We start from the raw sequence: 25,438 nt of genomic DNA, 5'->3' as shown, positions 1-25,438 counted from the left end.
TCAGATTGCCTTGGCCGGCCTGCGCATCGCCGAATAGGTCAGCAGCATCGAGGCGAGATAAAGCAGCAGGAAGACGATGTTGAGCGACAGTACGAGGTTGGGTGTGTCGGCGATCGTCGTCAGCACATAGGTGAGCAGCACGGCCTTCAGGCCGGCCAGCAGGCCGAGATTGATCGCCCGCATCGCCGTCTGGCCGCGCGCGAAGAGCAACTCGGCCTGGTATTCGACGAGGTTGCGCAGGCCCGGCACGCAGATGGCCAGTGCAACCAGGGGGGCAGCCTCGGCGACGTTCTTGCCCAAAGCATTGGGGAAGAAATGCAGCACGACGCCGAGCGACGCCAGCGCCAGCGTCGAGACCAGGAACACCCCGCTTTCGATGCCGCTCTTGACCGCCAGCCGCGACAGAAGCTCCGGCGCCCGCATCATGCGCTGCACCAGCATCATCGAGAAGGTGCGGATGGGGATTGCGGTGAGATCCACCAGCCGCATGATGATGGCGTAGATGCCGGCGAGATGCGCGCCGCCGATCGACAGCACCAAGAGCTTGTCAAACTCCATCTGCAGGTAGAACAGCACATCCGATCCAGCGACATAGATCGAATCCGCGAGCCGCCGGAAATAGAGCTCCGGGCGCAGCTTCAGCCTTTGACGTGGATAGAAGAAGGCGAAGGCGACGATCAGCGAGGCGGCATTGGCGCCGATGTAAAACAATGACCAGACGCCGACCGTGCGTTGCGCGGCGAACACGAACATCACCGCGCCGATTGCCCTGAGCGCCGTCGCCAGGATCGCCAGCACCGCGGCGCGGCCGAACTTGCCGAGACCGTTGTTGACGATCAGCACCACCTCGACCGGTCGCCACAAAAGCGCTTCGGCAAAGACGACCGCGGCGAAGACGCCGAGCGGGACGGTCCCGGCGAAGAAGATCAGGTAGACCATGTAGGATGCCGCGGCCAGGAACGGCAGCGACAGCACGCCGAGGAACAGGAAGCCGGCGGTGAAGGTGCCGATCAGATTGGGGCGGATCGTGGCGGTGCGGTAGAGCGCCGAGATGAAGCCGAAGGCAAGGATGCGCGACAGCATGATGCCGGCCGCCGAGGCGGTGGCGAACATGCCGAATTCGGCGATCGACAGCGTGTTGGCCAGGGCCACGAAATAGGCGAGCGAGAAAACCAGTCGGCCGCCGGCGCCGCTAATCGCCGAGAAATAGTCCAAAACCAGCTTGCGGCGGGTGGCCACGAAGTGGCCGATCCGCGCGAGAGGCCGCCTTTGCGGTATGTCGCTGGTCTGGGTCATCTAACGGCCGACAGATAGGCCGGAAAGTTTAACGTGACGTTCTGGCGACCCGTCAGGAATCGCGCAATCGTTGCAAACAAAGCCAAAAACCGCGCCCCGCGGCGGCAAAAATTAACCTTTTGTTTCCTATGCCTGTTTAGCGTGGCTTAACGATTGGCCGACTGCCGCTCCCAAGCCGCCAGAAAGTAATTCCAGGACCATGGTCGACAGGGAAAACCGCGAGGATTGGAGGCGTGAGCGCTCTCTGCTTGCGCTCGGCCAGGCCGTGCGCGGCGAAGACAACACGGTTCCGATCGGCGGGGGGGCCAATTCCTCATGGCGCGAGGATGCCGCCGCGCGCCATCGCGCAGCGCGCTTCGAACGCGAAGGGCGGACAGATCCGCAGCGCGGCGATACTGGTAACGCCCGGCCCGAACCGGCTGCGGATCGGATAGAAGCCGAGAACGAATGGGAAAGAACGGGTCGCCACGCACCCGCCGGGCGGAGCGATGCCGGCGATGCCTCGGACTACCAGCCTCAAGCAGCCCTCGGGTCCCGCTCGGCAAGGCAGCCGTCTGCCGGTGAGGGTTCCAACGCGCAGGAATGGAAACCGCTGATCGATCCGATGCAGGTGATCGGCGGCATTGCCCGCTCCAAGGCACTGATCCTGTCGACGACGATCCTGGGCGCCGCGCTCGGCATTGCGATAGCGCTGTCGACGCCGAAGAAATACGAGGCGACCACCGAGCTGACCATCGAGCCGGGCGACCTCAAGCTGTCCGACCGCGATCTCACCCAAGCCGTGGGGCAACCCGATGCGGCATTGGCCGTCGTCGAAACCCGCATCAAGATGGTCACCTCCGGCAAGGTTCTCGACGAGGTCGTCAAGGAACTCAATCTCGTCAATGACCCGGAGTTCAACGGCCAGGGTTCCGGCGGTCTCGGCGTCATGTCCTTCGTGCGCTCTATACTGTCGCGACATGACGAGCCGACCGGCGGCGGCGAGGTTCGCCGCCAGGCACTGGCCGTCGGCAACCTGGCCGAGAGCCTTTCGGTCGACCGCACCGGCAAGACCTTTGTCATTTCCATTAGCGCCACCACGCAGGATGCCGACAAGTCGGCGCTGATCGCCAACAGGACGAGAGACGTCTTCCAGCGCGAGATCGGCCAATACCAGTCCGACATGGCCGGACGTGCGACCAGCACGCTGACGTCCAAGCTCGACGAGTTGCGCAAGGGCGTCGAGACGGCGGAGCGCAACGTCGAGGATTTCAGGGCCACGCACGACCTCGTCGACGCGCAGGGCCGCCTGATCAGTGACGACCAGATGCTGAAGCTCAACGAGCAGCTTTCCGTGGCGCGCGCCCGCACACTGGAACTGAATGCGCGCGCCGCGTCGGCGCGCTCGTTGAATGTCAATTCGGTTCTTAGCGGCACATTGCCGGAAGAGATCACCTCCAACATGATGAGCGAGCTGCGCTCGCAATATGCGGCGTTGAAGCAGGAGGCCGATCGCGCCGAGATCAAGTTCGGACCACGCCATCCGGAGCTCCAGGCGCTCAACGCTCAGCTTGCCGGCGCCCGCGAACGCATCGCCGCCGAATTGCAGCGCATTGCCGCCTCGCTGCAGGTCGACTTGAAACGCTCCGTGCAGCTCGAGCAGGATCTGTCGTCGCGCCTGGCGCAGGCCAAGGTGCAGAGCGGAGACGTCAACAGCAATCTTGTTTCGCTGCGCGAGCTGGAGCGCGAAGCCGCCGCCAAGCGCTCCGTCTATGAGCAATATCTGCTGCGCGCCAAGGAAACCAGCGAGCAAAAGGACGTCAACTCCGCCAACATCAACGTGCTTTCGCCCGCCCAACCGCCGCTCGAGGCCAAAGGCCCGTCGCGCGTCGTCAAGGCCCTGGCCGGCCTGTTCGCGGGTCTGTTCGCCGGCATCGGCCTCGGTGGGCTGCGCGGCATCTATGCCAGCCTGCGCGAGACCGCCGATAGCCGTTCGCGCCGCGGCGGCAACGAGCGCCGCGTTGTCGTTGAAGACAGGTCCAGCCAAGCGCCGCCTCCGCCCCCCGTCACGCCGCCACCGCCCTTGACTCCTGCATCTGTGTCCAGGTCGCCGGCACGGCCTGCCGTGCCCCAACAAAGTCAGCCAGCTGTAGCCCCGCAACCGGTTTCGCCGGCTGCCGCGCGGCCGGCTTCGCAAGCCGTTCCTCCTCCGCCTGCACCAGTCGCCGTTGTTTCGGCGCCGGTCGATGATGCCGGCCGCTCAGGCTTCTTGGGTACGCTCGCTTCGTCCTTGCGTTACTTTGTGCGGCGCGATTCGGGGGAAGCAGATACGGCGGAAGCCGCCGAAACGGATACCGTTCCGCCTGAAAGCGCCTGGCGCGCGCCCACCCAGCAAGCCCGCTACGCGCCGCCGGTTGCGCCGGCTCAGCCAGGCTTCCAGCCGGCGCCCGCGCAAAGCTATGCCTATCGGACCGACAGCGCGCGGGCTGACCCATACGAAACCACCTATCCGCAACCGCCATTGGCCGAAGCCTCGCAATCGGCCGCCGACGAGCAGGGCCAGATCGACGAAATCCGTGCCAGGCTGCGCGAATTCCGCCAGTCGGTGCGCGATCTGAGCGAAAGCCGTACACGCCGTCGCTATTTCTAAAGCCTCAGCGGTCGATAAAAGCGCCCGGTTTCGGGTTTACGGCATCCGACGACGCTTTGGCGGGATTGCCTTGTCGAATTTTCGTGAAAATGCCGCGCTGCAGTTCGGCCGTCAGCGCCTTGCCTTGGCATGTCGACAAAGCCGGACGGAAGAACGAGGCCGTGCATCGAGGCGGTCTCAAGCGAAGCTGAGGATAGTGATGGCCGAAGTGATTGATGGAAAGAGCGTCGCCGAGGACGTGGTTTCGAAGGTGAAGGCGCTGACATCGGAGCTGGTGGCCAAAGGCGCCATGAAGCCAGGTCTCGCCGTGGTGATCGTCGGCGAGGACCCGGCAAGCCAGGTCTATGTCGCTTCCAAGTCGCGCACCGCCAAGGAATGCGGCTTTCATTCGCTGCAGCACACGCTGCCGGCCGATACCACCGAAGAGCAGCTTTTGAAGATCATCGGCGACCTCAATGCCGATCCGGCGATCAACGGCATCCTGGTGCAGTTGCCGCTTCCCGGCCATATCGATGCCGGCAAGGTCATCCAGACGATCGCGCCGGAGAAGGATGTCGACGGCTTCCACTTCATCAATGTCGGCAAGCTTGGCACCGGCGAGCTGGAGACCGCCTTCGTGCCCTGCACGCCGGCAGGTTCGATGCTTCTGATCGAGCGCGTGCGCGGCAAGGATCTTTCCGGCCTCAATGCGGTCGTCGTCGGCCGCTCCAACATCGTCGGCAAGCCGATGGCAAACCTTCTGCTTGCGGCCAACTGCACAGTCACCATCGCGCACAGCCGCACCAAGGATCTGCCCGCGCTTGCCCGCACCGCCGACATCCTGGTCGCCGCCGTCGGCCGGCCGGAAATGGTCAAGGGCGATTGGGTCAAGCCCGGCGCCACCGTCATCGATGTCGGCATCAACCGCATCCCGGCGCCCGAGAAGGGCGAGGGCAAGTCGCGGCTGGTCGGTGACGTCGCCTATGCCGAAGCGGCCAAGGCCGCCGGCGCAATCACGCCTGTCCCGGGCGGCGTCGGACCGATGACCATTGCCATGCTGATGGCGAACACTGTAGTTTCCGCCTACCTCGCGGCCGGGTTGAAGCGGCCGTCCTTCTGACCGAGAAAGCCTTTGCATTGCCGAACCTGACTGCCTCCGTCGAGCGGCCGATCACGAACGATCCCGTTCAGGGCGGCCGTCAGTTCGGTTTTCTGCTGGTCGACAAGTTCTCGATGTTCTCGCTGGCCGCGGCCATCGACTGTTTCCGCTCGGCCAACCGCCTGCTCGGCCGCGATTTCTATGGCTGGACGACGATTTCGGCCGATGGCGACGCGGTCATGGCTTCCAACGGCCTGCCGCTCAAGATCGACTATTCCGTCGCCGATATGCCGCCCGTCGACATCCTGTTCGTCTCGGTCGGCCTCTCCATAGAATTTCCCGGCAAGAGCAAGGTGCTGGCCGCTTTGCGCAGCTGGGGCCGGCGCGGCAACGCGCTCGGCGCGCTGTCGGTCGGTTCCTATCTCCTGGCCGAAGCCGGTCAGCTCGACGGCTATCGCTGCACCATCCATTGGGAAAACCGCGCCGGCTTCATGGAACGCTTTCCCGACATCAACTGCACCGGCAATGTCTTCGAGATCGACCGCAAGCGCTACACCTGCGCCGGTGGCACCACGTCGATTGATCTGATGCTGGAGATCGTGCGCGGCGATTTCGGCTCCAATCTCGCCAATGGCGTCGCCAACCAGTTCCAGCACGAGCGCATCCGCTCGGCTGGCGACCGCCAGCGCGTCGGGCCGGAGCGCGACCTCACCGGCAAGTCGGAGAAGCTCAGGCGCATCGTCGAGCTGATGGCCGACCATCTCGACGAGCCGCTGTCGGCGGTGCAGCTCGCCAAGTCGGCGGGGCTTTCTGTGCGCCAGGTCGAACGCCTGTTCCTGCGCCACCTCTCCGTCACGCCCGGCCGCTATTACATGCGTCTCAGGCTGGAGCGGGCGCGCGAATTGCTGCGCCAGACCAACATGCCGATCCTCGACGTGGCGATCGCGACCGGCTTCACCTCGCATTCCTATTTCGCGCAGAGCTACCGGCTGCAGTTCGGCCGCCCGCCATCGGAAGAACGCCGCACCACCTACTGAGTGCTGTGCCGCGCGCAAGGCGATGTTCGCCGAACAACAGCGGCAGGACCTGCGCGACCGCGACCCGACATAGAAGATCGCTGCCACCGCCGCCATGCTCGGCCACGATGACGACGCGATCCGCTACCTGGAGCAATCGGTAACGCGCAAGACGACCTGCTCGGCGGTGCGCATCGTTCCGGCTTCAAGAGCCTGCGCGGCGATCCGCGATCCCGGGCAATCGTCGAGGCGCAGGGCTTTGTCCCGGCACATGTGCCGGCAGCCTGAGCTTTTGCCGCTTGTCTCTGAGGGCCGCCTAAAATAGCTTCCGCGACGCGGACGAGGGATCAATCAGGAGATATCCATGGCGGGACTGATACGGGGCGTCGCTGCGGCGGCCTTGCTTTTGTCGATGACGACTTTTGGCTTTGCCGCCAACAAGGTCATCATCATTCTGGACGCTTCGGGCTCGATGTGGGCCCAGATCGACGGCAAGCCGAAACTGGAAATCGCGCGCGAATCGTTGCGCACGGTGTTGCAGTCGGTACCGGCCGATGACGAGATCGGCTTCATGGCCTATGGCCATCGCACCAAGGGCAGCTGCGACGACATCGAACTGATCGTGCCGCCGCAGGCGGGATCGGCAAGCGCCATCACGGCGGCCGCCGACAGCATGAAATTCCTTGGCAAGACACCCCTGACGGCGGCCGTCAAACAAGCAGCCGAGGCGCTGAAATACACCGAGGACAAGGCAACGGTGGTTCTGATCACCGACGGTTTGGAAACCTGCGGCGGCGACCCATGCGCGCTCGGCAAGGAGCTGAAGGCCTCCGGTGTCGACTTCACCGCCGACGTTGTCGGTTTCGGCCTGACCGCCGACGAGGGCAAGCAGATCGCCTGCCTCGCCGACAACACCGGCGGCAAATACATCCAGGCGTCCGACGAGAAGGCGCTGCAGCAAGCGCTGGTCGAGACCGTCGCGGCTCCGGCGCCGGCCCCCGCACCGGCTCCCGAACCGGCGCCGGCTCCCGCGCCGGCTCCGAAAGCGGCCGAGGTCGACTACAATCTCCTCCCGCAGGCGTTCTTGAAAGCGGGCGGCGAGGTGCCGAAGATCGACGTTTACTATGAAGTCTTCAAGGACGACGCGAAGGGTGTCGGTGGAGACCATGTCGACTACGGCTATAATGGCATCAAGTTTCACGTTCCCGCCGGCAACTACATCGTCGTCGCCTCGAGTGGCGGCGCCAAGACCGAGCAGAAGATCTCGCTGACGGCCGACAGGACAACAGAGTTGGCGCTGGACCTGAACGCCGCGGAAATCTCCATCCACGCGCGGCCGGCGCCAGGCGCCGAAGTCGACCGCAATGCGCAGATCAGCATCGCCTATCCCGGCGGCACCTCGGACGCCAACTATGGCGAGGTCAAGTTCGTCGTCCCGACGGGTGAGACCAAGGTTACCGTGAAGCTGGGAGCCGGCGAGGTGAGCGAGACCATGCAGCTTGCCGCCGGCCAGGTCGTCGACAAGGACATGATCGTCGGCGTCGGCAAGGCCAAGGCCAACGCCTTCTACACCCAGGGCGGCGAAAAGGCCTCCACCGATGTGGGTTGGAAAGTGTACAAGGCGGCCAAGAAGCTCGACGGCACCCGCGACCAGGTGACCTACGCTTACGGCCCCGACAGCCAGTTCGACCTGCCGCCCGGCGACTATGTGATGGGCGTCGATGTGCAGGCCGTGTCCACCGAACAGCCGTTCAGCGTCAAGGTCGGGCAGATGAGTGACGTCAACGTGACGCTGAACGCGGGCGTGCTGTCGGTCGACGCGCCGGGCGCAGACGGCTTCAAGATCTTCGAAGCCAAGAAGGACATCCAGGGCGAGCGCAAGCAGGTCACCTATGCCTATGGCGAGAAGATGCAGACCACGCTGGCTGCGGGCGACTATGTGCTGGTGACCAACTTCACCACCGACAAAGCCGACAAGGAAACGCCGTTCACGATCAAGGCCGGCGAGCGCAACGAGCTCACCGTCCAGTAGCATCCGGTCGGACAAGAACGAAAAAGGGCGGCTTCGAGCCGCCCTTTTGCTTGAAACGTATCAGCGGTTGTCAAGCGTTGCCGAACGCTGCGGCGCCGTGGTCGGCGCGGCCGACCAGTTGCCGGAAGCCGGCGAAAAGCTCGCGGCCGAAGCCGAACTCATTGCCGATGAGGTCGGCATCCGCCGTGCGCCGCAGCGCGAATTCCGTTCCCGGCACCAGCACTTCCAGCGTGCCGGCATCGGCGTCGAGGCGGATGATGTCGCCATCATGGATCCTGGCGATCGGCCCTTCCTCGACCGCTTCCGGCGTCACATGGATCGCCGCCGGCACCTTGCCGGAAGCGCCGGACATGCGCCCATCGGTCACCAGCGCGACGCGCTGGCCGCGATCCTGCAGAATGCCGAGCACCGTGGTCAGCTTGTGCAGCTCCGGCATGCCGTTGGCTTTCGGGCCCTGGAAGCGGATGACGGCAACGAAATCGCCGGTCAGCTGGCCCGCCTTGAAGGCGTCGTTCAGTCCTTGCTGGCTGTCGAACACTTTCGCCGGCGCTTCGATAAGACGGCGTTCAGGCTTGACGGCCGAGGTCTTGATCACCGCGTGGCCGAGATTGCCGCCAAGCATCTTCAGGCCGCCGGTCGACTGGAACGCCTTGTTGACTGGCGCCAGCACCTTCTCGTCGCCGCTCTTTAGCGGTGCAGCTTCGCGCGCCACGCTGCCGTCGTCACCAAGCCGCGCTTCGACCGCATAGGGCCGCAGGCCTTCGCCCCAGACCGTCTGCACGTCCTCATGCAGCAGGCCTTCGTCGAGCAGTTCGCGGATCAGGAAGCCGAGCCCGCCGGCGGCGTGGAAATGATTCACGTCGGCAAGCCCGTTCGGGTAGACGCGCGCGAGCAGCGGCACGGCATCCGACAGGTCGGAAATATCCTGCCAGGTGAGCGTGATGCCGGCGGCGGCGGCCATGGCGATCAGGTGGATGGTGTGGTTGGTCGAGCCGCCGGTGGCATGCAGGCCGACGACGCCGTTGACGAAAGAGCGCTCGTCGATCATGCGTCCGACCGGCGTATAGGCATTGCCGAGGGCGGTGATCGCCAGCGCCCGCTTGGTTGCCTCGCGCGTCAGTGCGTCGCGCAGCGGCGTGCCCGGATTGACGAAGGAGGCGCCCGGCGTGTGCAGGCCCATGATCTCCATCAGCATCTGATTGGAGTTGGCAGTGCCGTAGAAGGTGCAGGTGCCCGGTCCGTGATAGGATTTGGACTCCGCCTCCAGCAATTCGGCGCGGCCGACCTTGCCCTCGGCATAGAGCTGACGGATCTTGGCCTTCTCGTCATTCGGCAGGCCGGTCGTCATCGGCCCGGCCGGAATGAACACCGCCGGCAGATGGCCGAAGGTCAGCGCGCCGATCACCAGTCCCGGCACGATCTTGTCGCAGACGCCGAGGAAGACCGCGGCGTCGAACATGTTGTGCGACAGGCCGATCGCCGCCGCCATGGCGATCACGTCGCGCGAAAACAACGACAGTTCCATGCCCGGCTGTCCTTGGGTGACGCCATCGCACATCGCCGGCACGCCGCCGGCGACCTGAGCTATGCCGCCCGCTTCACGCGCGGCTTCCTTGATCAGCGCTGGAAACGTCTCGAACGGCTGATGCGCCGACAGCATGTCGTTGTAGGAGGTGATGATGCCGAGGTTGGGCACGCGGTCGCCGCCGAGCGCGATCTTTTCCGATGGGCTGCAGACGGCGAAGCCGTGGGCAAGGTTGCCGCAGCCCAGCACCGCGCGGTTGGCGCTGCGGCCAGATGCCTCCGCGATGCGGCCGAGATAGGTTTCGCGGCCGGCTTTCGAACGTTGGCGGATGCGTTCCGTGATGGCTTCGATATCGCGTCTGGCTGTCATGGTCCGTCCTCTCAAACCCGGCTGACGTCCTCCCAGCGCCGTCGGGACACTCACATTGAAATCAGGGTGCCCAGAACACCTCGACCGGTATCGGCGCTGCCTCGAGCACCTTGCGTATGGGTTTCTTCGCGTCTGGTCCCATCGCGCCGTCGAACGCGGTACGCTTGTCCTCGCCCTCGATGTGCAGCGCGATAAAGCCGGCAGCCACGATGCGCGCCATCGAAAGCGTCAGCCGCGGCTCGCCGCCGCTCGCCGCATGCACGGGCATTACGATCCGCTGCGAGGACGGATCGAGCAATGCGTCAAGGTTGCCTGCATCGGGAAAGAACGACGCGGTATGGCCGTCGCCGCCCATGCCGAGGATGACGACGTCGAGCGGCCAGGGCAGCGCTCTCAGCTCTTCGCTGTCGGCAGCGGCCGCGTCTTCGATGCTTTCAGCCTCATGGTAGAGCGGCACGAAGCGCGCCGCGGCGGCCTTGTTCTGCAAAAGATTGGCAGCCACCAGCCCGGCATTCGAACGCGGCGAGGACGGCGGCACGAAGCGCTCGTCGACCAAGGTCACGACGACCTTGTCCCAGGCGATCGGGATGGCGGAAAGGGCTGCGAAGAATTTCGCCGGTGTCGTGCCGCCGGAGACCGCGAGCAGCGCGGTGCCGCGCTCGGCAATCGCCTTGGTCAGCCGTCCGGCAACATGGCCGGCGAGCGCCGCCGCCAGTTGCTGGCGGTCGGCAAAGCCGTTCCAGGTGAAGTGAGCTTCGCTCAATTGCTCTCGTGCCATGTCCGTCCGTCACGTTCGATCAAGGCAATCGAGGCCGATGGCCCCCAGGTGCCGGCGGTATAGCCCTGCGCTTCCTGCCTTGCGCTTTCCCAGGCGTTCTGGATCGGGTCGATCCATTTCCATGCCGCTTCGACTTCGTCGCGGCGCATGAACAGCGTCTGGTTGCCACGCACCACATCCATGATCAGCCGCTCATAGGCGTCCGGCGCGCGCCCGTCGAAGGACTGCGCGAAGCTCATGTCGAGCGAGATCTGGCGCAGCCGCATGCCGCCGGGACCCGGATCCTTGATCATGATGAACTGCTTGACGCCTTCGTCCGGCTGCAGCCGGATCACCAACTGGTTGGCGAAGATCGGCCCGGCGCTGTCGTCGAAGATCGAAAAGGGGATCGGCTTGAACTCGATGACGATCTCCGAAACCCGGCTCGCCAGCCGCTTGCCGGTCCGCAGATAGAAGGGAACGCCGGCCCAGCGCCAGTTGCCGATCTCGGCCTTGATGGCGACAAAAGTCTCGGTGGTGCTGTCCTTGCCGAGTTCTTCTACATAGCCTTTGACGGCGCCACCGGCCGAGGCGCCGGCGCGATACTGGCCGCGCACGGTGTGCTTCGGCGCCTCGTTGCCGTTGATGCGCTTCAGTGCCCGCAGCACCTTCAGCTTCTCGTCGCGCACGGCGTCGGCGTCCATCGAGGACGGCGTTTCCATCGCGACGAGGCAAAGCAGTTGCAGCATATGGTTCTGCACCATGTCGCGCAGCGCGCCGGCCTTGTCGTAATAGGTGACGCGGTCTTCCAGGCCGACCGTTTCGGCGACCGTGATCTGCACATGGTCGATATGGGCCGAATTCCACAACGGCTCATAGAGCGCGTTGGCGAAGCGCAGCGCCATCAGGTTTTGCACCGTTTCCTTGCCGAGATAATGGTCGATGCGGAAGATCTGGCTTTCGTCGAAATCGTCGCCCACCGCGTCGTTGAGCGCGCGCGCCGAGGTAAGGTCGCGGCCGATCGGCTTTTCCAGCACGATGCGCGAGTTCGGCGTGATCAGCTTATGCTCTCTGAGCTGGTGCGAGATGTCGCCGAACAGCGCCGGCGCCACCGCCAGATAGAAGGCGCGGACGCGGTCGCTGTCGCCGATCGCCTTCTTCAGCTTGTCGAAGCCAGCGCCGGTCGTGGCATCCGCCGGGACATAGGAGAGCCTTGCCAGGAAGGTTTCGAGTTCCTTCTGGTCAATATCGCTCGCTTTCACATGGTCGGAGATCGCCTGCTTGGCGAAAGCCTGGAATTCGGCGTCGCTCATCTTCGAGCGCGATGTGCCGATGATGCGGGTCGGCTCGGAAAACTGATGGTCGCGCTGGCGGTGGTAGAGCGAGGGCAGGAGCTTGCGTTCCGACAGGTCGCCGGTGCCACCGAAGATGATAAAGTCGAACGGGTCGACGGGAATGATCTGGCTGGTCATGGTCTGTCCGATTTGATGCCGGGCGCCGGCAGCGAGGTTGGTATAATCTAATCGATTTAAATTTTCCAGTGCCATGGTGTCACATGTGAAGACCAATCGCTTGGACTTGCATGGTCCACATGTGTCGTTGACACTCACGCCGCCGGCAGGCTTGTCGGCAAGCGATGGCTTCCGGAAGCGTTTGCGGCGGCACCATAGAACGCGAATGTGACGAAAGCTAAGGGGGAAATCACCGGGCGTCGCCCGGCCGTCATAGCTGCCTTCATTCCGGTAGCCAGTCGGCGGTCGTCTCAAACTGGGGAATATCCAAATGGGCGGAAAAACCATGCGTCTGGAAAACAAGGTTGCCGTCATCACCGGCGCGGCAGCCGGCTTCGGCGAAGGCATGGCGAAGCGCTTTGCCGAGGAGGGCGCGCGTGTCGTCGTCGCCGACCTCAACGCCAAGGGCGCCGCGCGCGTTGCCGGCGAGATCGGCGACAAGGCGATCTGGACCCAGACCGACGTCTCGCTGCGCTCCGAGTTCGACGAGATGGTCTATGCCGCCAAGAGCGCCTTCGGCCGAATCGACATCATGGTCAACAATGCCGGCTATACGCATCGCAATGGCGACATGCTCAACGTCGACGAGGCAACCTTCGATCTGATCACCGCCGTCAACATGAAGGCGATCTATCACGCGGCCCTCGCGGTCGTGCCGATCATGGAGCGGCAGGGCGGCGGCGTCATCCTGACCACCGCCTCGACGGCCGGGCTGCGACCGCGGCCGGGGCTTACCTGGTACAATGCTTCAAAAGGCTGGGCGATCACCGCCACCAAGTCGATGGCGGTGGAACTGGCGCCGAAGAACATCCGCGTCAACTGCCTCTGTCCGGTCGCCGGCGAGACCGGCATGCTGGAAAAGTTCATGGGCGCCGACACGCCGGAAATCCGAGAGAAATTCCGTGCCTCGATCCCGCTCGGTCGGCTTTCGACGCCGCTCGACATCGCCAACGCGGCGCTGTGGCTGGCCTCGGACGAAGCCGCGTTCATTACCGGCGTGGCGCTGGAGGTCGATGGCGGGCGCTGCATCTGAGGCGTAACTGTTCGTCCGAGGGCATAGGTCGATGGGGCGAGGAATGGCTGGCGTAGAACTAAAATTGCTGCTGCGCAGGATTCGCCGCAACGCAAGGCACAGGGCGAAGCTGTATCTTGCGAAGCAGGCCCGCGCCAAAAGCCGGGCGACTTTCATCGGTGTGACCGGAAGCTCCGGCAAATCAACCACTTCAGCCCTGCTGGCGCATCTGCTGGCTGGACATGCATCGGTGTGTTCGCAGGTGTTCGCCAACACCATCATGGCGCTTGTTTCCGCACTCCGCAAACGCGTCAGCAGCAGCAACTTCGACTATGTCGTCTCTGAGCTTGGCGCCGGCAAGGACTCGATAGGGCCAATGGCTGAGCTGTTGAGGCCCAGCGTCGCTGTCGTTACCATGGTCCGTCTGGAGCATTTCACCAAATTCAAGACGCTTGCGAATGTAGCGGATGAAAAGCGCTTGCTGGTCGAGGCTCTTCCCGCTGATGGGCTCGCGATCCTCAATGCCGACGATCCCTATGTGAGAACCATGGCAGTCGGCGCCGAGTGCCGCGTCGTGACTTTCGGAATGTCGGATGACGCGGATTATCGCATCAGCGATGTGCGTGCCGGTTATCCTGAACCGCTGACATTCAAGATCCATTGGAAACAAAACACCCTTGCGCTGAAGGCTCCGTTTCCCGCCGACTATTTCTGGCTGCCGCTGGCCGCGGCCACGGCCTCGGCCCTCGAACTCGGTGTCCCGCCGGAGATGGTGGCGTCGCGGCTGGAAACATTTTTGCCTTTGCAAAACAGGTGCGAGGTGTTGGTTACCGGAACCGGCCCTGCATTCATCATCGATACGGCAAAAGCGCCTTGGCACTCGATCGACCTTGCTATCGAGATGATGTCAAAGGCCACTGCCAGACGAAAGCGTATCGTCCTCGGCCAGATTTCGGACTACGCCGGTTCCAGCCGAAAATACGGCGCCGCCTATAAGTCGGCACGCGAAGCTGCAGACCAGGTCATCTATGTCGGGGACAACGCCCATCGTTCCAGGGCCAGCGAAGCAGATCGCGACAGTGGCCGATTTCAAGAAATCAGAAGCGTGAAGGATGTGTCGGAATTCATCAAGCAGACGGCTTTGCCCGGTGAGCTCATTCTGCTCAAAAGTTCGTCCAATCTACATCTGGAACGGGTTGCGCTGTCCTGGACGCATGATGTCAGATGCTGGGTGGCGGCGTGCGGCAAGGAGGAGGGATGTGGTGCGTGTGGGTTGTACGAAGTGCCGTTCGAGCAGCACAGGGCCCGCGTCCGCCAGCGAAGGCGTGCTCGCCGCTGGCAGTTTATTCGCCATTTCTTAAATCGCGTCGCGCTGAAACGGATTCAGACAACGCGCTTTAAGTCTTTGTTTTGATGCATGTCGTCGTCCCAGAACCGCTGCACACTTCTGGGCGACATGCATTAGGTGGCCGGCCATCGCTTTGATCGCTCCGGCCCATTGCGCTGCGGACTGCATTGACGAAACGTGTCAGGCGCCGGTCTTGACGTAGCTCTTGTAGACCCAGCCACGCTTGCCGTTATAGACGATCTCGCACCATTGCTTGCAGCTCATCACTTGTACCGACGCCCTGGCGGGCACGGTGGCGATGGCGCCTGCGCCTTTCTTGGGGCCACTGCGCATGGTGACTGCCCGCAGGATACGTCCACTGCCGGCCGCGCCGACCTTGTGCGCTTTCGGCGTTGACTCAGCCGCGCTGTCCGCCGCTGCCGGTTGCGCGTCGGGAACCTGCGGCTGGGTTTCGGGAATGGCGGCGGTCCGGGCGCCATCCTTGTCGTCAGGCTTAGCGTCCGCAGACGGGCCGTTCGCCGGAGCGGGAGCCGCGACCTCCGACAGCGCTGTCGAAGCGTCGTTTTCGGCATCGGGCTCGGCGAAAGCCGTATCGGTCGTTTTCTGCTCTGGGCTTGCTGCCTGGCCGCCACCGGACGAGGCCGGCTGGGCCTCGGGTTGAGCCGGCGGGGTCTGCGCGCCGGGAGCCGTCCAACGCGGATTGTTCGAAGCGAGCGCAGTGATGTTGGCCTCACGCGTCGCGATTGCCGGCGAAACCGCGTCCGCCTTGCGCGCGGCTTGCGGTGCCGCGGCCACGGTCACCGCTGCGTTCGCCGCCGGGACAATCTTCATGGTCTTCACCGGGATTGTCGGAACGGCCTGCGCGGCACTTGCGACGGCTTGTCGGTCACTGCCTGGCATGCACAACCATAGACCCATCGCCGCCACGCCAAGCAGCGCCGCGGTACCGACGGCTGCAATCACCAGATGCGAATTCGACTGCATGGTCTGCCAGAAAGACGGCCGCATGTCGTAACCGAACTGCATTGTCAGGCGCCGTCGTTCCGGCGTGCCGAAACTGAAGGGCTCGTTCACTCAAACCACCTCCAACAAGCGGGCCGACGTTCTTTCGATCTTGCGGCAGAAAACTTGCGCATGACCGGCATCGGTCCCGAAATCATTGCGGACAGGCCCGCGAAATCCCCGGATAGTCGCCCAGGATGGCATCTTTGACTGTTGATTATGGCACGAGTGCGCCATTTTGCGAAATTCAAACCGTTCATTAAGGATTTCAAACGGTAACGCAACGGCAGCGGTCAAGCTCGGTCGGCAGTTCCCGCGGAGCGCCGGCTTCAGATCCTGTCGCGCAGTGCGAACCAATTGAGCGCCAGAAACAAGAGCGGTGCCCGGAAACGGCGCCCACCCGGAAAGGCAGGGATCTTGAGGTCCTCGATCAGCTTCAGCCGGTCGCGATTGCCGGCCACCGTCTCGGCATAGAGCTTGCCGAAGAAGTTGGACAACATGACGCCGTGGCCGGAATAGCCGCCGATCGAGATCACCTTGGGCATCACCTCGCGCACGAACGGCTTTCTCGGCACCGTGATGCCGACATAGCCGCCCCAGCCATGTGTGATCTCGACGTCCTTGAGCTCCGGATAGAGCTCCGCGATCTGCCGGCGGATGTGGATATGGATGTCCTTGGGATCGTTGACGGCATAGACCTCGCGGCCGCCGAACAGCAGCCGCCCGTCTTTCGACTTGCGGAAATAGCGCACCACAAAGCGGGAATCGTCGACCGACTCGCTGCCGGGCAGCACTGTGGAAGCAGCACCCAGCGGCACCGTGGCGCCGATGAAGGAGCCGATCGGCATGATATGCGCCGCACTTACCGGCTCCAGATTGCCGCCATAGGCGTTGACGGCGATCAGGCATTTTTCCGCTGTGATCGTGCCTTTGGCCGTCGCGACCCTCACCTTGCCGCCGCCGGCGACGATGCCGGTGGATGGCGTCTGCTCGAACAGATGCGCGCCGGCCGCGGCGGCAACTTTTGCTGTGCCGATCACCAGCTTCAGCGGATGGATATGCCCAGTGCCGATATCGCGCGTGCCGCCGAAATAGCGCGTCGAGCCCAACCGCTCGGCCGTCTCCTTGGCGTCCATGAAGCTGATATGCCGATAGCCGAAGCGGCTCGCCATGATCTCGGCGTGGCGCTTGTAATCGTCGACATAGCGCTGCTTGTGCGCCACCGACAACTGACCCGGCATATAGTCGATCTCGATCGCGTTGGCGGCAGCGAAATCGAGCAGATGCGTCTTGGCTTCTTCCGCCAGATCGAACAACGCTTTGGCGCGCGACAGTCCGTATTCGGCCTCCAGTTCCTCGGCCCACGCGCGCTGGCCGGTCCCGAGCTGGCCGCCATTGCGCCCGGAAGCACCGTCGCCGAAGCGATAGGCTTCGATCAGCACGACATTGGCGCCGGCCTTGGCCAGGTGCGTCGCTGCCGACAGGCCGGTAAAGCCCCCGCCAACAATCACAACATCACAAGTCCGATTGCCGTCCAGCGCCGGATATTCGGGCCGAAGCCCAGCCGTATCCTCATACCAGGAACGGCCGGGGGAGATGGGGGATTGGTAGGGCATGATGCTCGGGAGTAGGGGAGTAGGGGAGTAGGGGAGTAGGGGAGTAGGGGAGTAGGGGAGTAGATGCCTAGTCGACTGCTAGCTTCCGAATCAGGAGTCGGAGAAGCTTCCCTACACTTTCGGTGCCGGCTAGCAACGAAGCCGTTGTTGCTTGCGGGGCGATACCGGTACGTTCAGCGATCATAAGTTGTGTTTCCAATTCCTTCAGCGACCCTTGAGCGATCCGTAGAAATTGCTGATAGGAACCGCGGATCTCTCTGCCATAGCCTTCTGCGATGTTCGAAGGTACTGAGGTTACAGAGCGGCGCACTTGGCTGGTCAGTCCATAGAGCTCCTCCTTGGGCCAGGATTTCGTCGCGCCGTAAACCGCTACAGCCAAATCCATCGCCTGCTGCCACACCACCAATCCTTGTAGGAACCTGTTCTTTCAGTCATCCGTCCCTACTCCCCTACTCCCCTACTCCCCTACTCCCCTACTCCCCTACTCCCCTACTCCCCTCAAACGTTGAGCAACAAATACTCCCGCTCCCACGGGCTGATCACTTCCATGAAGGTTTCGAACTCGGCTCGCTTGATGGCCGCGTAGGTGGCGGCGAACGACTTGCCGAGCAGGGCGCACAGCTCCGTGTCGCCTTCGAACAAATCGACCGCTTCCAGCAAGCTGCGCGGCAGGTCGATCTCGGCGGCATTGGCCGTGGTCAGCACTGGCGGCTCAGCCTTGATCTTCTTGGTCATGCCGAGCAGCCCGCAGGCAAGCGACGCCGCCAGCGCCAGGTACGGATTGGCATCTGAAGATGGGATGCGGTTTTCGACGCGCCGCGCCGCGGGGTCCGAGCGTGGCACGCGGAAGGCCGTGGTGCGGTTGTCGTAGCCCCATTTGTTGTTGACCGGAGCCGAGGCCTGTTGCGTCAGGCGGCGGTAGGAATTGACATAGGGCGCAAACATCACCAGCGCGTTCGGCACATGCTTTTGCATGCCGCCGATGAAATGGAAGAATGCCTCGGTCTCCGAGCCATCCTCGGCCGAAAAGATGTTTTTGCCGGTTTTCTTATCGACCACCGACTGATGGATATGCATCGCCGAACCAGGCTGGCCCTGGATCGGCTTGGCCATGAAGGTGGCGTAGATCTCGTGCTTCAGCGCCGCCTCGCGGATGGTGCGCTTGAACATGAACACCTGGTCGGCGAGCTCGATCGGATTGCCGTGACGCAGATTGATCTCGAGCTGGCCGGCGCCTTCCTCGTGGATCAGCGTGTCGATCTCCAGGCCTTGCCGTTCGGAGAAATGGTAGATGTCGTCGATCAGCTCGTCGAACTCATTGACGCCGGCGATCGAATAGCCGGCGCCGCCGCCGATCGGCCGTCCCGAGCGCCCGACGGGCGGCGTCAGCGGATAGTCCGGATCCGGGTTCTTGCGCACCAGGTAGAATTCGATCTCGGGCGCCACCACGGGGCGAAGGCCGCGCTCGTCATAGGCGGCAAGCACGCGCTTCAAGACATTGCGCGGCGTGAATTCGACCGAACGGCCGTCCTGGTGGACGAGGTCGCAGATCACCGCCGCCGTCGGGTCTTCTTCCCAGGGCACCGCGGTCAGCGTCGAGAGGTCAGGCAGAAGTTTCAGGTCGCCGTCATCTTCCGGATAGTGGAAGCCGTTGCCGTCTTCCGGATAGCCGCCGGAGATCGTCGTCATGAACACGGCCGAAGGCAGCGCCAGCGACGTATTGGAGGTGAACTTCTTCGACGGCATCATCTTGCCGCGGGCAACGCCGGCCTGGTCCGGCGTGATGCACTCGATATCCTCGATGCCGCGCCATTCGAGCCAGGCGGTGGCTTCCTTCCAGTTCTTCACACCGCGTTCGTTTTTCAGGAAAGCAGGCGTGCGGGCACGTCCCCCCCGGCTTGACGGACGGACTTCCTTTTTTTCAGGCGGCATCATTCACCAGATTGTGTTGCGGATTTCGAACTATAGCCGGGCGTCATGGGGGAAGGGAAGGGGAAGCCTCCAGATGCGCAGGTCGTCGGACACCGAACCTTGGCTCAGCGCCGCCTTTCCTCAACCGCATCGAGCCATCGCAGCAGCGCCGCCGCATAGAACTTGCGCCAACCCGTCTGAGGGTTCGTCAGGAACCAGGACTGGCGTATGTCCCACGTGTCGCCGGCCAGATCGCGCAGCCTGGTGTTGATGATACCTTGGCCGGATAGTGGGTAAACCGCGAACTCGGAAAAGTAGATTTCGCCATCGATCTCATAGAAATCGCTGCGCATGTGGTCGAATGGCTCCGTCAGTCGCTCCGCGATCTCGCGCATATGCAAAAACGAGGCCGGCAGGTCGATCTTCGCCCATTGGCCGCCGCTGCCGGGCGGGACCGGCGCATAGCTGCCGTCGCGGTCGAAATGGCATTTCAATTCGTTGCCTTGTCCGTCGCGCTTTGAGGCATAGGCGTAAGCCGTCCTCCCGTTCGACACATGGAATTTGTACTCCAGCGGAGCCGGCAGTTCATCCTGGACAAGCATCTCCTCGATGAAGATCAGCCGTCTTGCGTCCTTGTAGCCCCACTCGCCGTATTTCCGGCCATAGCGACGATGCATCCAACGCTCCGTTCGCTTCAGCAACTTCGCCATGTCCACGTCGCCATTATGGATCATCATGTTCCAGGCGCTGCCATGGTTGGCCTTGACCACGACATTTCCAGTCAGCAGCGCCGGCGGGATCTGTTTGGCGTCACTGCCGCTCCACAGAACTTTTGCCGTTTTCAGTTCGGGGCATACGGAGAGCGCATAATCCTTGGAGGCCAGCTTGTCGCAGGCTGTTGCATAAAGCGGATTGTGATCGAAGATTTTCCGCCACAAGAACTTGTCGGCATAGGATGTCGGCCTGGCGGGATCGGGAAAGATGCCGCTGTGGTCGTACGTCTTTTTCCAGATCACCGGATGGCGAAGCAGGCACCAGGCCCTGGCGGCGGTCAAAATCACACGATCAGCCGCACTCATCGTCAATGCCTCAGCCCTCGTTTCGGCGAGCGGCGGCGCCTGGCCGGAAGCGGACAAACACATCGCGCGTCATGTTGCGCGACACGCGGGTGCGGCCAACAACCTCCAGACGCGGATCGAGTGCGTCCTCCGCGCGCTCCGACCACAGGCGCGCGAGCGAATACGGCTCCCACAAAACCAGCTGCAGGTCGCGCGGGGCCGTGTCAGCGATGCGCGACACGATTTCCGCCTTGGGCGAAACCATGCTGGCTATGTAAACCATTTGCGCGGCGCGATAGTCATAGTCGCGCCCGTTGCAGAATTCGGCGCGCATGCGTGTGTAGCCGAGCTTGGCAGCCAGAATGTTGGCTGTCTCGACCGCATCTGGCACGATATCGAGGCCGACTATTTCGGGAACCGGTGTCTGATCGTGGATGCGAAACATTGTGAACGGTCGACCGCCGCAGCCGACCATCACGGCACGCCTGCATTCGGTGAAATCGACATGCTCGAAGACTTCATCGAGGCGTTTGTAAGCATCCTTCGACGACATAACCCCTATAGTCGTCTTCTCCGTTGCGATCTGCCCGAACGAAGTCGGCTCCTTCAGGTCCTGGCCCAGCATCTGCCCGATTTCGGCGACGTCTTGGGCATGAACCATTTCTATGAAAGCTTGCGTAAGCATCGGCCGGTGCGAGAACAGCTCCGGATGAGTGTGCAGCAGCGCCTCGCCGGCCTCATGGCCCATGGCAACGCCAATATCGCGAATTCCGTTGATCAGCTCGGTCGGCGTGCGCGCCCCTGCGCCTGCCAGGAAGGCCTCCAACTCGTCTTTCCAGGAATTCAGCATGCACCCCCGCGCTTTGCGATCTCTAGCTAGCAGTGCCGCGTGAAGGCGTCTACACCACGAACTTGCGAGGAGGACGAACTGGCAATGACCGCTGTTACCACAATCGGTTTCGATGCCGACGATACGCTTTGGCAAAACGAGCAGTTCTTCCGTTTGACCGAGAAGCGCTTTGCCGCCTTGCTCGCGGACCATGGCGATCACGCTCACATCGCGGCAAGGCTGCTCGCGGCGGAAAAGCGCAACCTTGCCGTCTACGGCTTCGGCATCAAGGGCTTCACCTTGTCCATGGTCGAGACGGCGCTCGAAGTCACCGAGGGCCGGGTGCCCGGTTCGGTCATCAGCGAGATCCTGGCGGCCGGCCGCGACATGCTCAGCCATCCGATCGAGCCGCTGCCGCATGCCCGTGAGACCGTCGAGAAGCTGGCCGGCGCCTATCGCCTGGTGCTGATCACCAAGGGCGACCTCTTCGACCAGGAGCGCAAGCTGGCGCAGTCTGGGATGGGCGAGTTGTTCGACGCCGTCGAGATTGTCAGCGACAAAAACGCCGACACCTATGCCCGCATCTTCAGCCGCCATGGCGACGGGCCGCAAAAGAGCATGATGGTCGGCAATTCGCTCAAGTCCGACGTGGTGCCGGCGATCGAGGCCGGCGGCTGGGGCATCCATGTGCCGCATGAATTGACCTGGGCCATCGAGCACGCCGAGGCGCCGGTTGCAGCCCCGCGCTTCCGCCAGATCGCCCATCTGGGTGAGCTGCCGGCGTTGGTTGAGACGATCGCCAAGGCAGGCTGACGACGCTAGGGGATGTTCCCAAGCTGTGCAAAAAACCGCTGGGCGGCACACCTGGCAGCATCGGGGTCAGCGTTCGCTCTGAACTTCGGTTCGGAGTGGTGAGCGGTCGCCCCGAACGAACCGGCCAACAAGCTCTTGCATCGGACCCTGGGACCGCCCTTACAGAAGCGGGGGGTCCGGAACGGAAGGTCGGGTATATGGTCGGCGAAAAGGAGCAATGGTTCGGCCCCGGGGAGACAGCTCGGCGGTTAGGTGTCACCACCAAGGCGCTCAGGGTCTATGAGCGGGAGGGACTCATTGTTCCTCACCGCGCTGAATCGAGGTGGCGCCTATACGGTCCAACTCAAATCGCCCGCCTGCACCAGATCATCGTGCTTCGTGATCTCGGCCTGTCCCTCAAATCGATGAGGAAGCTTGTCGGGAGCCATTCCCGGCTTCGGGATGTCTTGCGGTTGCAACGCGAAACCCTGGAGTCCCAACAAGACAAGATTAGACGGGCGATCGCCCTCATAGAGGTGGCGCTATGTCAGATTGATGAGGGGCGAGACCTTTCGCTGGACGAGTTAGCAAACCTCACCAAGGAGACTGTCGTGCAGCAAACCACCGATAACAAGAAATTCGCCGCAAGGGTTGAAGCTCTGATCGCGGAGCAGGATCCGACCGGGCGAACAAGCCGCACCTTTGACGAGATAAGGAAACAGTATAGCGGAGATGCCAACACGGCTGCGCTGAAGGCTATTGCGGCGGAAGCCAGCCGGCTGAAAGAGGCGGGGGACATCAATTCCGAAGCCGCCAAAGAGTTGGTTCGGCGTATGCGATCCCGTACGGTCGGCATCAGGCGTTCGACCTCCCAGGCTGAGCAAGCGCTTATTCGCGACGCTTATGCCAAAACGGCCGCCGAGGCGCAGGCCAGGTCCGAGCCTCTCCCACTGGATCCGGCGGTCCTCGAATTTTTCCGGCAGGTCGCGCAGGGAATGAGGGAACGCGGCGAGCTGGAATGACCAGGCTCATGAGAACAAACGCCGGAGTGTCGCCTCGGCGCGCCCCGGAGTTCGCTTCGAGTCGGCCGCGCTCGACCGTTGGTAGCAGGATAGAGTTCCGGCAGAGCCTGTCCGAAACATTCCAGAGCGGTTCGCCGTTTCACGGAGATGGGCTCTATCTTGAGGCAATTCCAGACGGAAAACCGCTCACACTTCCTGGAATTGCTTTAGCCGCGTCCTGCCAGCCGGTCGACCACCGGTTGCAGTCTCTCAGGCGTGATCGGCTTGGCAACCACGGTATCGACCACGCTCGACAGGCCGAGGGTCTCAGGTGTGCCGGTCTTGGTGGAAAGCAGGATCACCGCGGGCAGCGCCTTGCCCGAGGCGCGCCGCAACGCGTCGATTGTGGACATCAGCCGGTCGCAATCCTTGTTGTCGGGGCCGCCATCCAGGATGACGACGCCGGGCGTAACGCCTGCCAGGGCCTTCTCCGCGGTCTCCGGCGATTCCGATATCGGCCTCAGTCCCGAACGCTCGACGATCTTCGACACCACGACCCGGTTGATCGACGACTTTCCGACGACAAGCACCTTGGAAAAATCCGTCGGCGCGGCGCCGGTGCGGTGTAGGGGTTTCGGATGATTTTGGCGGTCGTTAGGGTCGGCGGGACACATTGGCGGGCAGGCACTCTGGTTCAATGCAGGGTTGAAACCTGAGGCTCAATTGGCGTGAGTTCACGGCCGCTGTCAAGCTGAAATGGCTGCGGTCGAAAATATAGCAAGAAAATTTAAAACTCAGTCCAAGTCCTAGCATCCGTTCCCAATGCAAATCGAAAAAAAACGATAGTTTCCCGAACGTATAGCGCGCGGGAAACCATCGCCGAGATTGTTGACGTAACGTCAACCGTGGCTTTGCTGCGTAACAATCACCGGGATCAGAAGATCACCCCAGTTGCCGTCGCCGCCATGGTGCCTGGCCGAACGCACCAGCTCGACCGAGACGCCCGCCTCGACTGCCTTCATGACCGATTGGTTCAACCTGTGCAGGTCGTTGGCGAGCATGCGGATCGTCGCCTGCTGGTCGACGCTCATTGCGCTTGACTGCTCCTCCGCCCTTTCCTTGACTCGGCTTATCGATGCCATTGCTCTTCTCCTTGTTGCCCTTGCGGGCGTTTCCTCTGTTGTTATTCAGCCGCCGGCCTGAACTGCGCGTGCTCGGTCGACTCATGCATTGCGGTGGTCGAAGACTGGCCGCCGGTAATCGCCATCGACACGGCGTCGAAATAGCCGGTGCCGACTTCGCGCTGATGCTTGGTCGCGGTGTAGCCATTGGCCTCCGCGGCGAACTCGGCTTCCTGCAGCTCGGAATAGGCCGCCATCTGCCGGTCCTTGTAACCACGCGCCAGCTCGAACATGCCGAAGTTCAACTGGTGGAAACCGGCCAGCGTGATGAACTGGAACTTGTAGCCCATGGCGCCGAGTTCGCGCTGGAACTTGGCGATGGTCGCGTCGTCGAGGTTCTTCTTCCAGTTGAACGACGGCGAGCAATTATACGCGAGCAGCTTGCCCGGATGATGCTTGTGCACGCCCTCGGCGAACTTCCTGGCCTGCGCCAGATCGGGCTTCGAGGTTTCGCACCAGATCAGGTCGGCATGCGGCGCATAGGCCACGGCGCGCGCGATGCACGGCTCGATGCCGTTCCTGACATTGTAGAAGCCCTCGACCGTGCGGCCGGCGTCGTAGTTGACGAAGGGCTGGTCGCGCTCGTCGATGTCGGACGTCAACAGCTTGGCCGCCTCCGCGTCGGTGCGCGCCACCACCAGGGTCGCCGTGCCCATCACGTCGGCCGCCAGGCGCGCGGCGGTCAAGTTGCGGATATGCGCCGCGGTCGGGATCAGCACCTTGCCGCCGAGATGGCCGCATTTCTTTTCCGACGCCAGCTGGTCCTCGTAATGGACGCCGGCGGCACCTGCCTCGATGAAGGCCTTCATGATCTCGAAGGCGTTGAGCGGTCCGCCGAAGCCGGCTTCCGCGTCGGCGACGATCGGCGCGAACCAGGTGTCGACCGAAAGTCCCCGGCCTTCCGAGGTCTCGATCTGATCGGCGCGCTGCAGGGTGCGGTTGATGCGCTTGACCAGTTCCGGCGCTGCATTGGCCGGATAGAGCGACTGGTCCGGATACATGGCTGACGCGGTGTTGGCGTCGGCCGCCACCTGCCAGCCCGATAGATAGATCGCCTTCAGGCCGGCGCGCACCTGCTGCATGGCCTGGTTGCCCGACATGGCGCCCAGCGCATTGACGAAGTCCTCCTCGTGGATCAGCTTCCACAGCCGGTTCGCGCCCATCTCAGCCAGTGTCTGGCGAATTTGCACTGAGCCGCGCAGCCGCTTCACATCCTCGGCCGAATAAGAACGCTCGATGCCGTCGAAACGGCCTTCCGGCGCGGATGGAACGAGGTTGTAAAAATCAGTCATTTGGCACTCCGAGATCATTGGCGGTTGGTTTGAGCGGTCGGCCGCAAACGTTCGTTCAGCGTCACTCGCTTGTGACATCATTTACATTGCGGCGCAAAATCACCTAGGCAAACCGGTAATCTGGCCGGAAAATAAAAGAAAACCTGTGTTGTCTTTGACAGGACAGCGCTGTAAATTTGTCAC

Annotated in this window: 21 protein-coding genes; 8 read left to right on the top strand and 13 right to left on the bottom strand. The window is 62.9% G+C overall.

What is annotated here, in order from left to right:
* Complete coding sequence (locus AB6802_RS16500) at positions 1–1,296, bottom strand: lipopolysaccharide biosynthesis protein (protein ID WP_371011197.1); 1,296 nt, start codon at positions 1,294–1,296, stop codon at positions 1–3.
* Positions 1,297–1,495: 199 nt separating this feature from the next.
* Between AB6802_RS16500 and AB6802_RS16495 the strand changes: the two genes are divergently transcribed.
* The 4 genes from AB6802_RS16495 (at position 1,496) to AB6802_RS16480 (ending at position 8,051) form a co-directional block, all read left to right on the top strand.
* Complete coding sequence (locus AB6802_RS16495) at positions 1,496–3,925, top strand: Wzz/FepE/Etk N-terminal domain-containing protein (protein ID WP_371011196.1); 2,430 nt, start codon at positions 1,496–1,498, stop codon at positions 3,923–3,925.
* A gap of 199 nt (positions 3,926–4,124) precedes the next feature.
* Positions 4,125–5,024 (top strand): bifunctional methylenetetrahydrofolate dehydrogenase/methenyltetrahydrofolate cyclohydrolase FolD, encoded by a 900-nt coding sequence (folD, locus tag AB6802_RS16490; protein ID WP_371011194.1) that lies wholly within the window; start codon positions 4,125–4,127, stop codon positions 5,022–5,024.
* A 17-nt stretch (positions 5,025–5,041) separates the two neighbouring features.
* Entirely contained in the window at positions 5,042–6,040 is a 999-nt protein-coding gene (locus AB6802_RS16485) for a GlxA family transcriptional regulator (protein WP_371011193.1), read from the top strand.
* Between the two features lie 343 nt (positions 6,041–6,383).
* Positions 6,384–8,051, top strand: coding sequence for a VWA domain-containing protein (locus AB6802_RS16480; RefSeq protein ID WP_371011192.1), 1,668 nt, complete (start codon positions 6,384–6,386; stop codon positions 8,049–8,051).
* A gap of 70 nt (positions 8,052–8,121) precedes the next feature.
* On the opposite strand, the gene edd is transcribed toward AB6802_RS16480, so the two are convergent.
* The 3 genes from edd to zwf all read right to left on the bottom strand — a co-directional run bounded on the left by edd (position 8,122) and on the right by zwf (position 12,174).
* On the bottom strand, positions 8,122–9,945 hold the full coding sequence (edd, locus tag AB6802_RS16475; protein ID WP_371011191.1) for a phosphogluconate dehydratase: 1,824 nt from the start codon (positions 9,943–9,945) through the stop codon (positions 8,122–8,124).
* A 61-nt stretch (positions 9,946–10,006) separates the two neighbouring features.
* Entirely contained in the window at positions 10,007–10,723 is a 717-nt protein-coding gene (gene pgl / locus AB6802_RS16470) for a 6-phosphogluconolactonase (protein ID WP_371011190.1), read from the bottom strand.
* Positions 10,705–12,174, bottom strand: coding sequence for a glucose-6-phosphate dehydrogenase (gene zwf, locus AB6802_RS16465; RefSeq protein WP_371011189.1), 1,470 nt, complete (start codon positions 12,172–12,174; stop codon positions 10,705–10,707). The genes pgl and zwf overlap by 19 nt, the downstream gene beginning before the upstream one ends.
* Before the next feature lie 325 nt (positions 12,175–12,499).
* Between zwf and AB6802_RS16460 the strand changes: the two genes are divergently transcribed.
* Both AB6802_RS16460 and AB6802_RS16455 read left to right on the top strand, forming a co-directional pair.
* Positions 12,500–13,246 carry an SDR family oxidoreductase gene (locus AB6802_RS16460; RefSeq protein WP_371011302.1) on the top strand — a complete coding sequence of 249 codons (747 nt, stop codon included), beginning with the start codon at positions 12,500–12,502 and terminating at the stop codon, positions 13,244–13,246.
* A gap of 43 nt (positions 13,247–13,289) precedes the next feature.
* Positions 13,290–14,639, top strand: a complete 1,350-nt coding sequence (locus AB6802_RS16455; protein WP_371011188.1) for a Mur ligase family protein — start codon at positions 13,290–13,292, stop codon at positions 14,637–14,639.
* Between the two features lie 114 nt (positions 14,640–14,753).
* Here the strand turns inward: AB6802_RS16455 and AB6802_RS16450 are convergent, their stop codons facing one another.
* From AB6802_RS16450 to AB6802_RS16425, 6 genes are all read right to left on the bottom strand, one after another.
* Positions 14,754–15,647, bottom strand: a complete 894-nt coding sequence (locus tag AB6802_RS16450; RefSeq protein WP_371011187.1) for an SH3 domain-containing protein — start codon at positions 15,645–15,647, stop codon at positions 14,754–14,756.
* Positions 15,648–15,904: 257 nt separating this feature from the next.
* Positions 15,905–17,191, bottom strand: coding sequence for an NAD(P)/FAD-dependent oxidoreductase (locus AB6802_RS16445; RefSeq protein WP_371011186.1), 1,287 nt, complete (start codon positions 17,189–17,191; stop codon positions 15,905–15,907).
* A gap of 67 nt (positions 17,192–17,258) precedes the next feature.
* A complete protein-coding gene (locus AB6802_RS16440) occupies positions 17,259–17,576 on the bottom strand; it encodes a four helix bundle protein (protein ID WP_371011301.1) in 318 nt (105 codons plus the stop codon).
* A 113-nt stretch (positions 17,577–17,689) separates the two neighbouring features.
* Positions 17,690–19,126 carry a glutamine synthetase family protein gene (locus tag AB6802_RS16435; RefSeq protein ID WP_371011185.1) on the bottom strand — a complete coding sequence of 479 codons (1,437 nt, stop codon included), beginning with the start codon at positions 19,124–19,126 and terminating at the stop codon, positions 17,690–17,692.
* A 101-nt stretch (positions 19,127–19,227) separates the two neighbouring features.
* Positions 19,228–20,181 (bottom strand): ATP-grasp fold amidoligase family protein, encoded by a 954-nt coding sequence (locus AB6802_RS16430; RefSeq protein ID WP_371011184.1) that lies wholly within the window; start codon positions 20,179–20,181, stop codon positions 19,228–19,230.
* Between the two features lie 10 nt (positions 20,182–20,191).
* Positions 20,192–20,986, bottom strand: coding sequence for a hypothetical protein (locus AB6802_RS16425; protein ID WP_371011183.1), 795 nt, complete (start codon positions 20,984–20,986; stop codon positions 20,192–20,194).
* 108 nt (positions 20,987–21,094) lie between these two features.
* Between AB6802_RS16425 and AB6802_RS16420 the strand changes: the two genes are divergently transcribed.
* Together AB6802_RS16420 and AB6802_RS16415 are read left to right on the top strand one after the other, a co-directional pair.
* Positions 21,095–21,802: an HAD family hydrolase gene (locus tag AB6802_RS16420; RefSeq protein WP_371011182.1), complete on the top strand. Its 708-nt coding sequence runs from the start codon at positions 21,095–21,097 to the stop codon at positions 21,800–21,802.
* Positions 21,803–21,999: 197 nt separating this feature from the next.
* Positions 22,000–22,803, top strand: a complete 804-nt coding sequence (locus AB6802_RS16415) for a MerR family transcriptional regulator (protein ID WP_371011180.1) — start codon at positions 22,000–22,002, stop codon at positions 22,801–22,803.
* 206 nt (positions 22,804–23,009) lie between these two features.
* Here AB6802_RS16415 and AB6802_RS16410 read toward each other — a convergent pair whose 3' ends face one another.
* The 3 genes from AB6802_RS16410 to aceA form a co-directional block, all read right to left on the bottom strand.
* On the bottom strand, positions 23,010–23,456 hold the full coding sequence (locus tag AB6802_RS16410) for a response regulator (protein ID WP_371011179.1): 447 nt from the start codon (positions 23,454–23,456) through the stop codon (positions 23,010–23,012).
* 225 nt (positions 23,457–23,681) lie between these two features.
* A complete protein-coding gene (locus AB6802_RS16405) occupies positions 23,682–23,924 on the bottom strand; it encodes a hypothetical protein (protein WP_137929594.1) in 243 nt (80 codons plus the stop codon).
* A 41-nt stretch (positions 23,925–23,965) separates the two neighbouring features.
* The gene (aceA, locus tag AB6802_RS16400; protein ID WP_371011178.1) at positions 23,966–25,255 is read right to left on the bottom strand and encodes an isocitrate lyase; all 1,290 of its coding nucleotides are present in this window, start codon (positions 25,253–25,255) and stop codon (positions 23,966–23,968) included.
* Positions 25,256–25,438 lie beyond the last annotated feature (183 nt).

This window comes from Mesorhizobium sp. RCC_202, assembly GCF_041355295.1.
Classification (GTDB): domain Bacteria; phylum Pseudomonadota; class Alphaproteobacteria; order Rhizobiales; family Rhizobiaceae; genus Mesorhizobium.
Note: the sequence above shows the minus strand (reverse complement) of the source record. Positions and strands in the feature narration are given on the sequence as shown.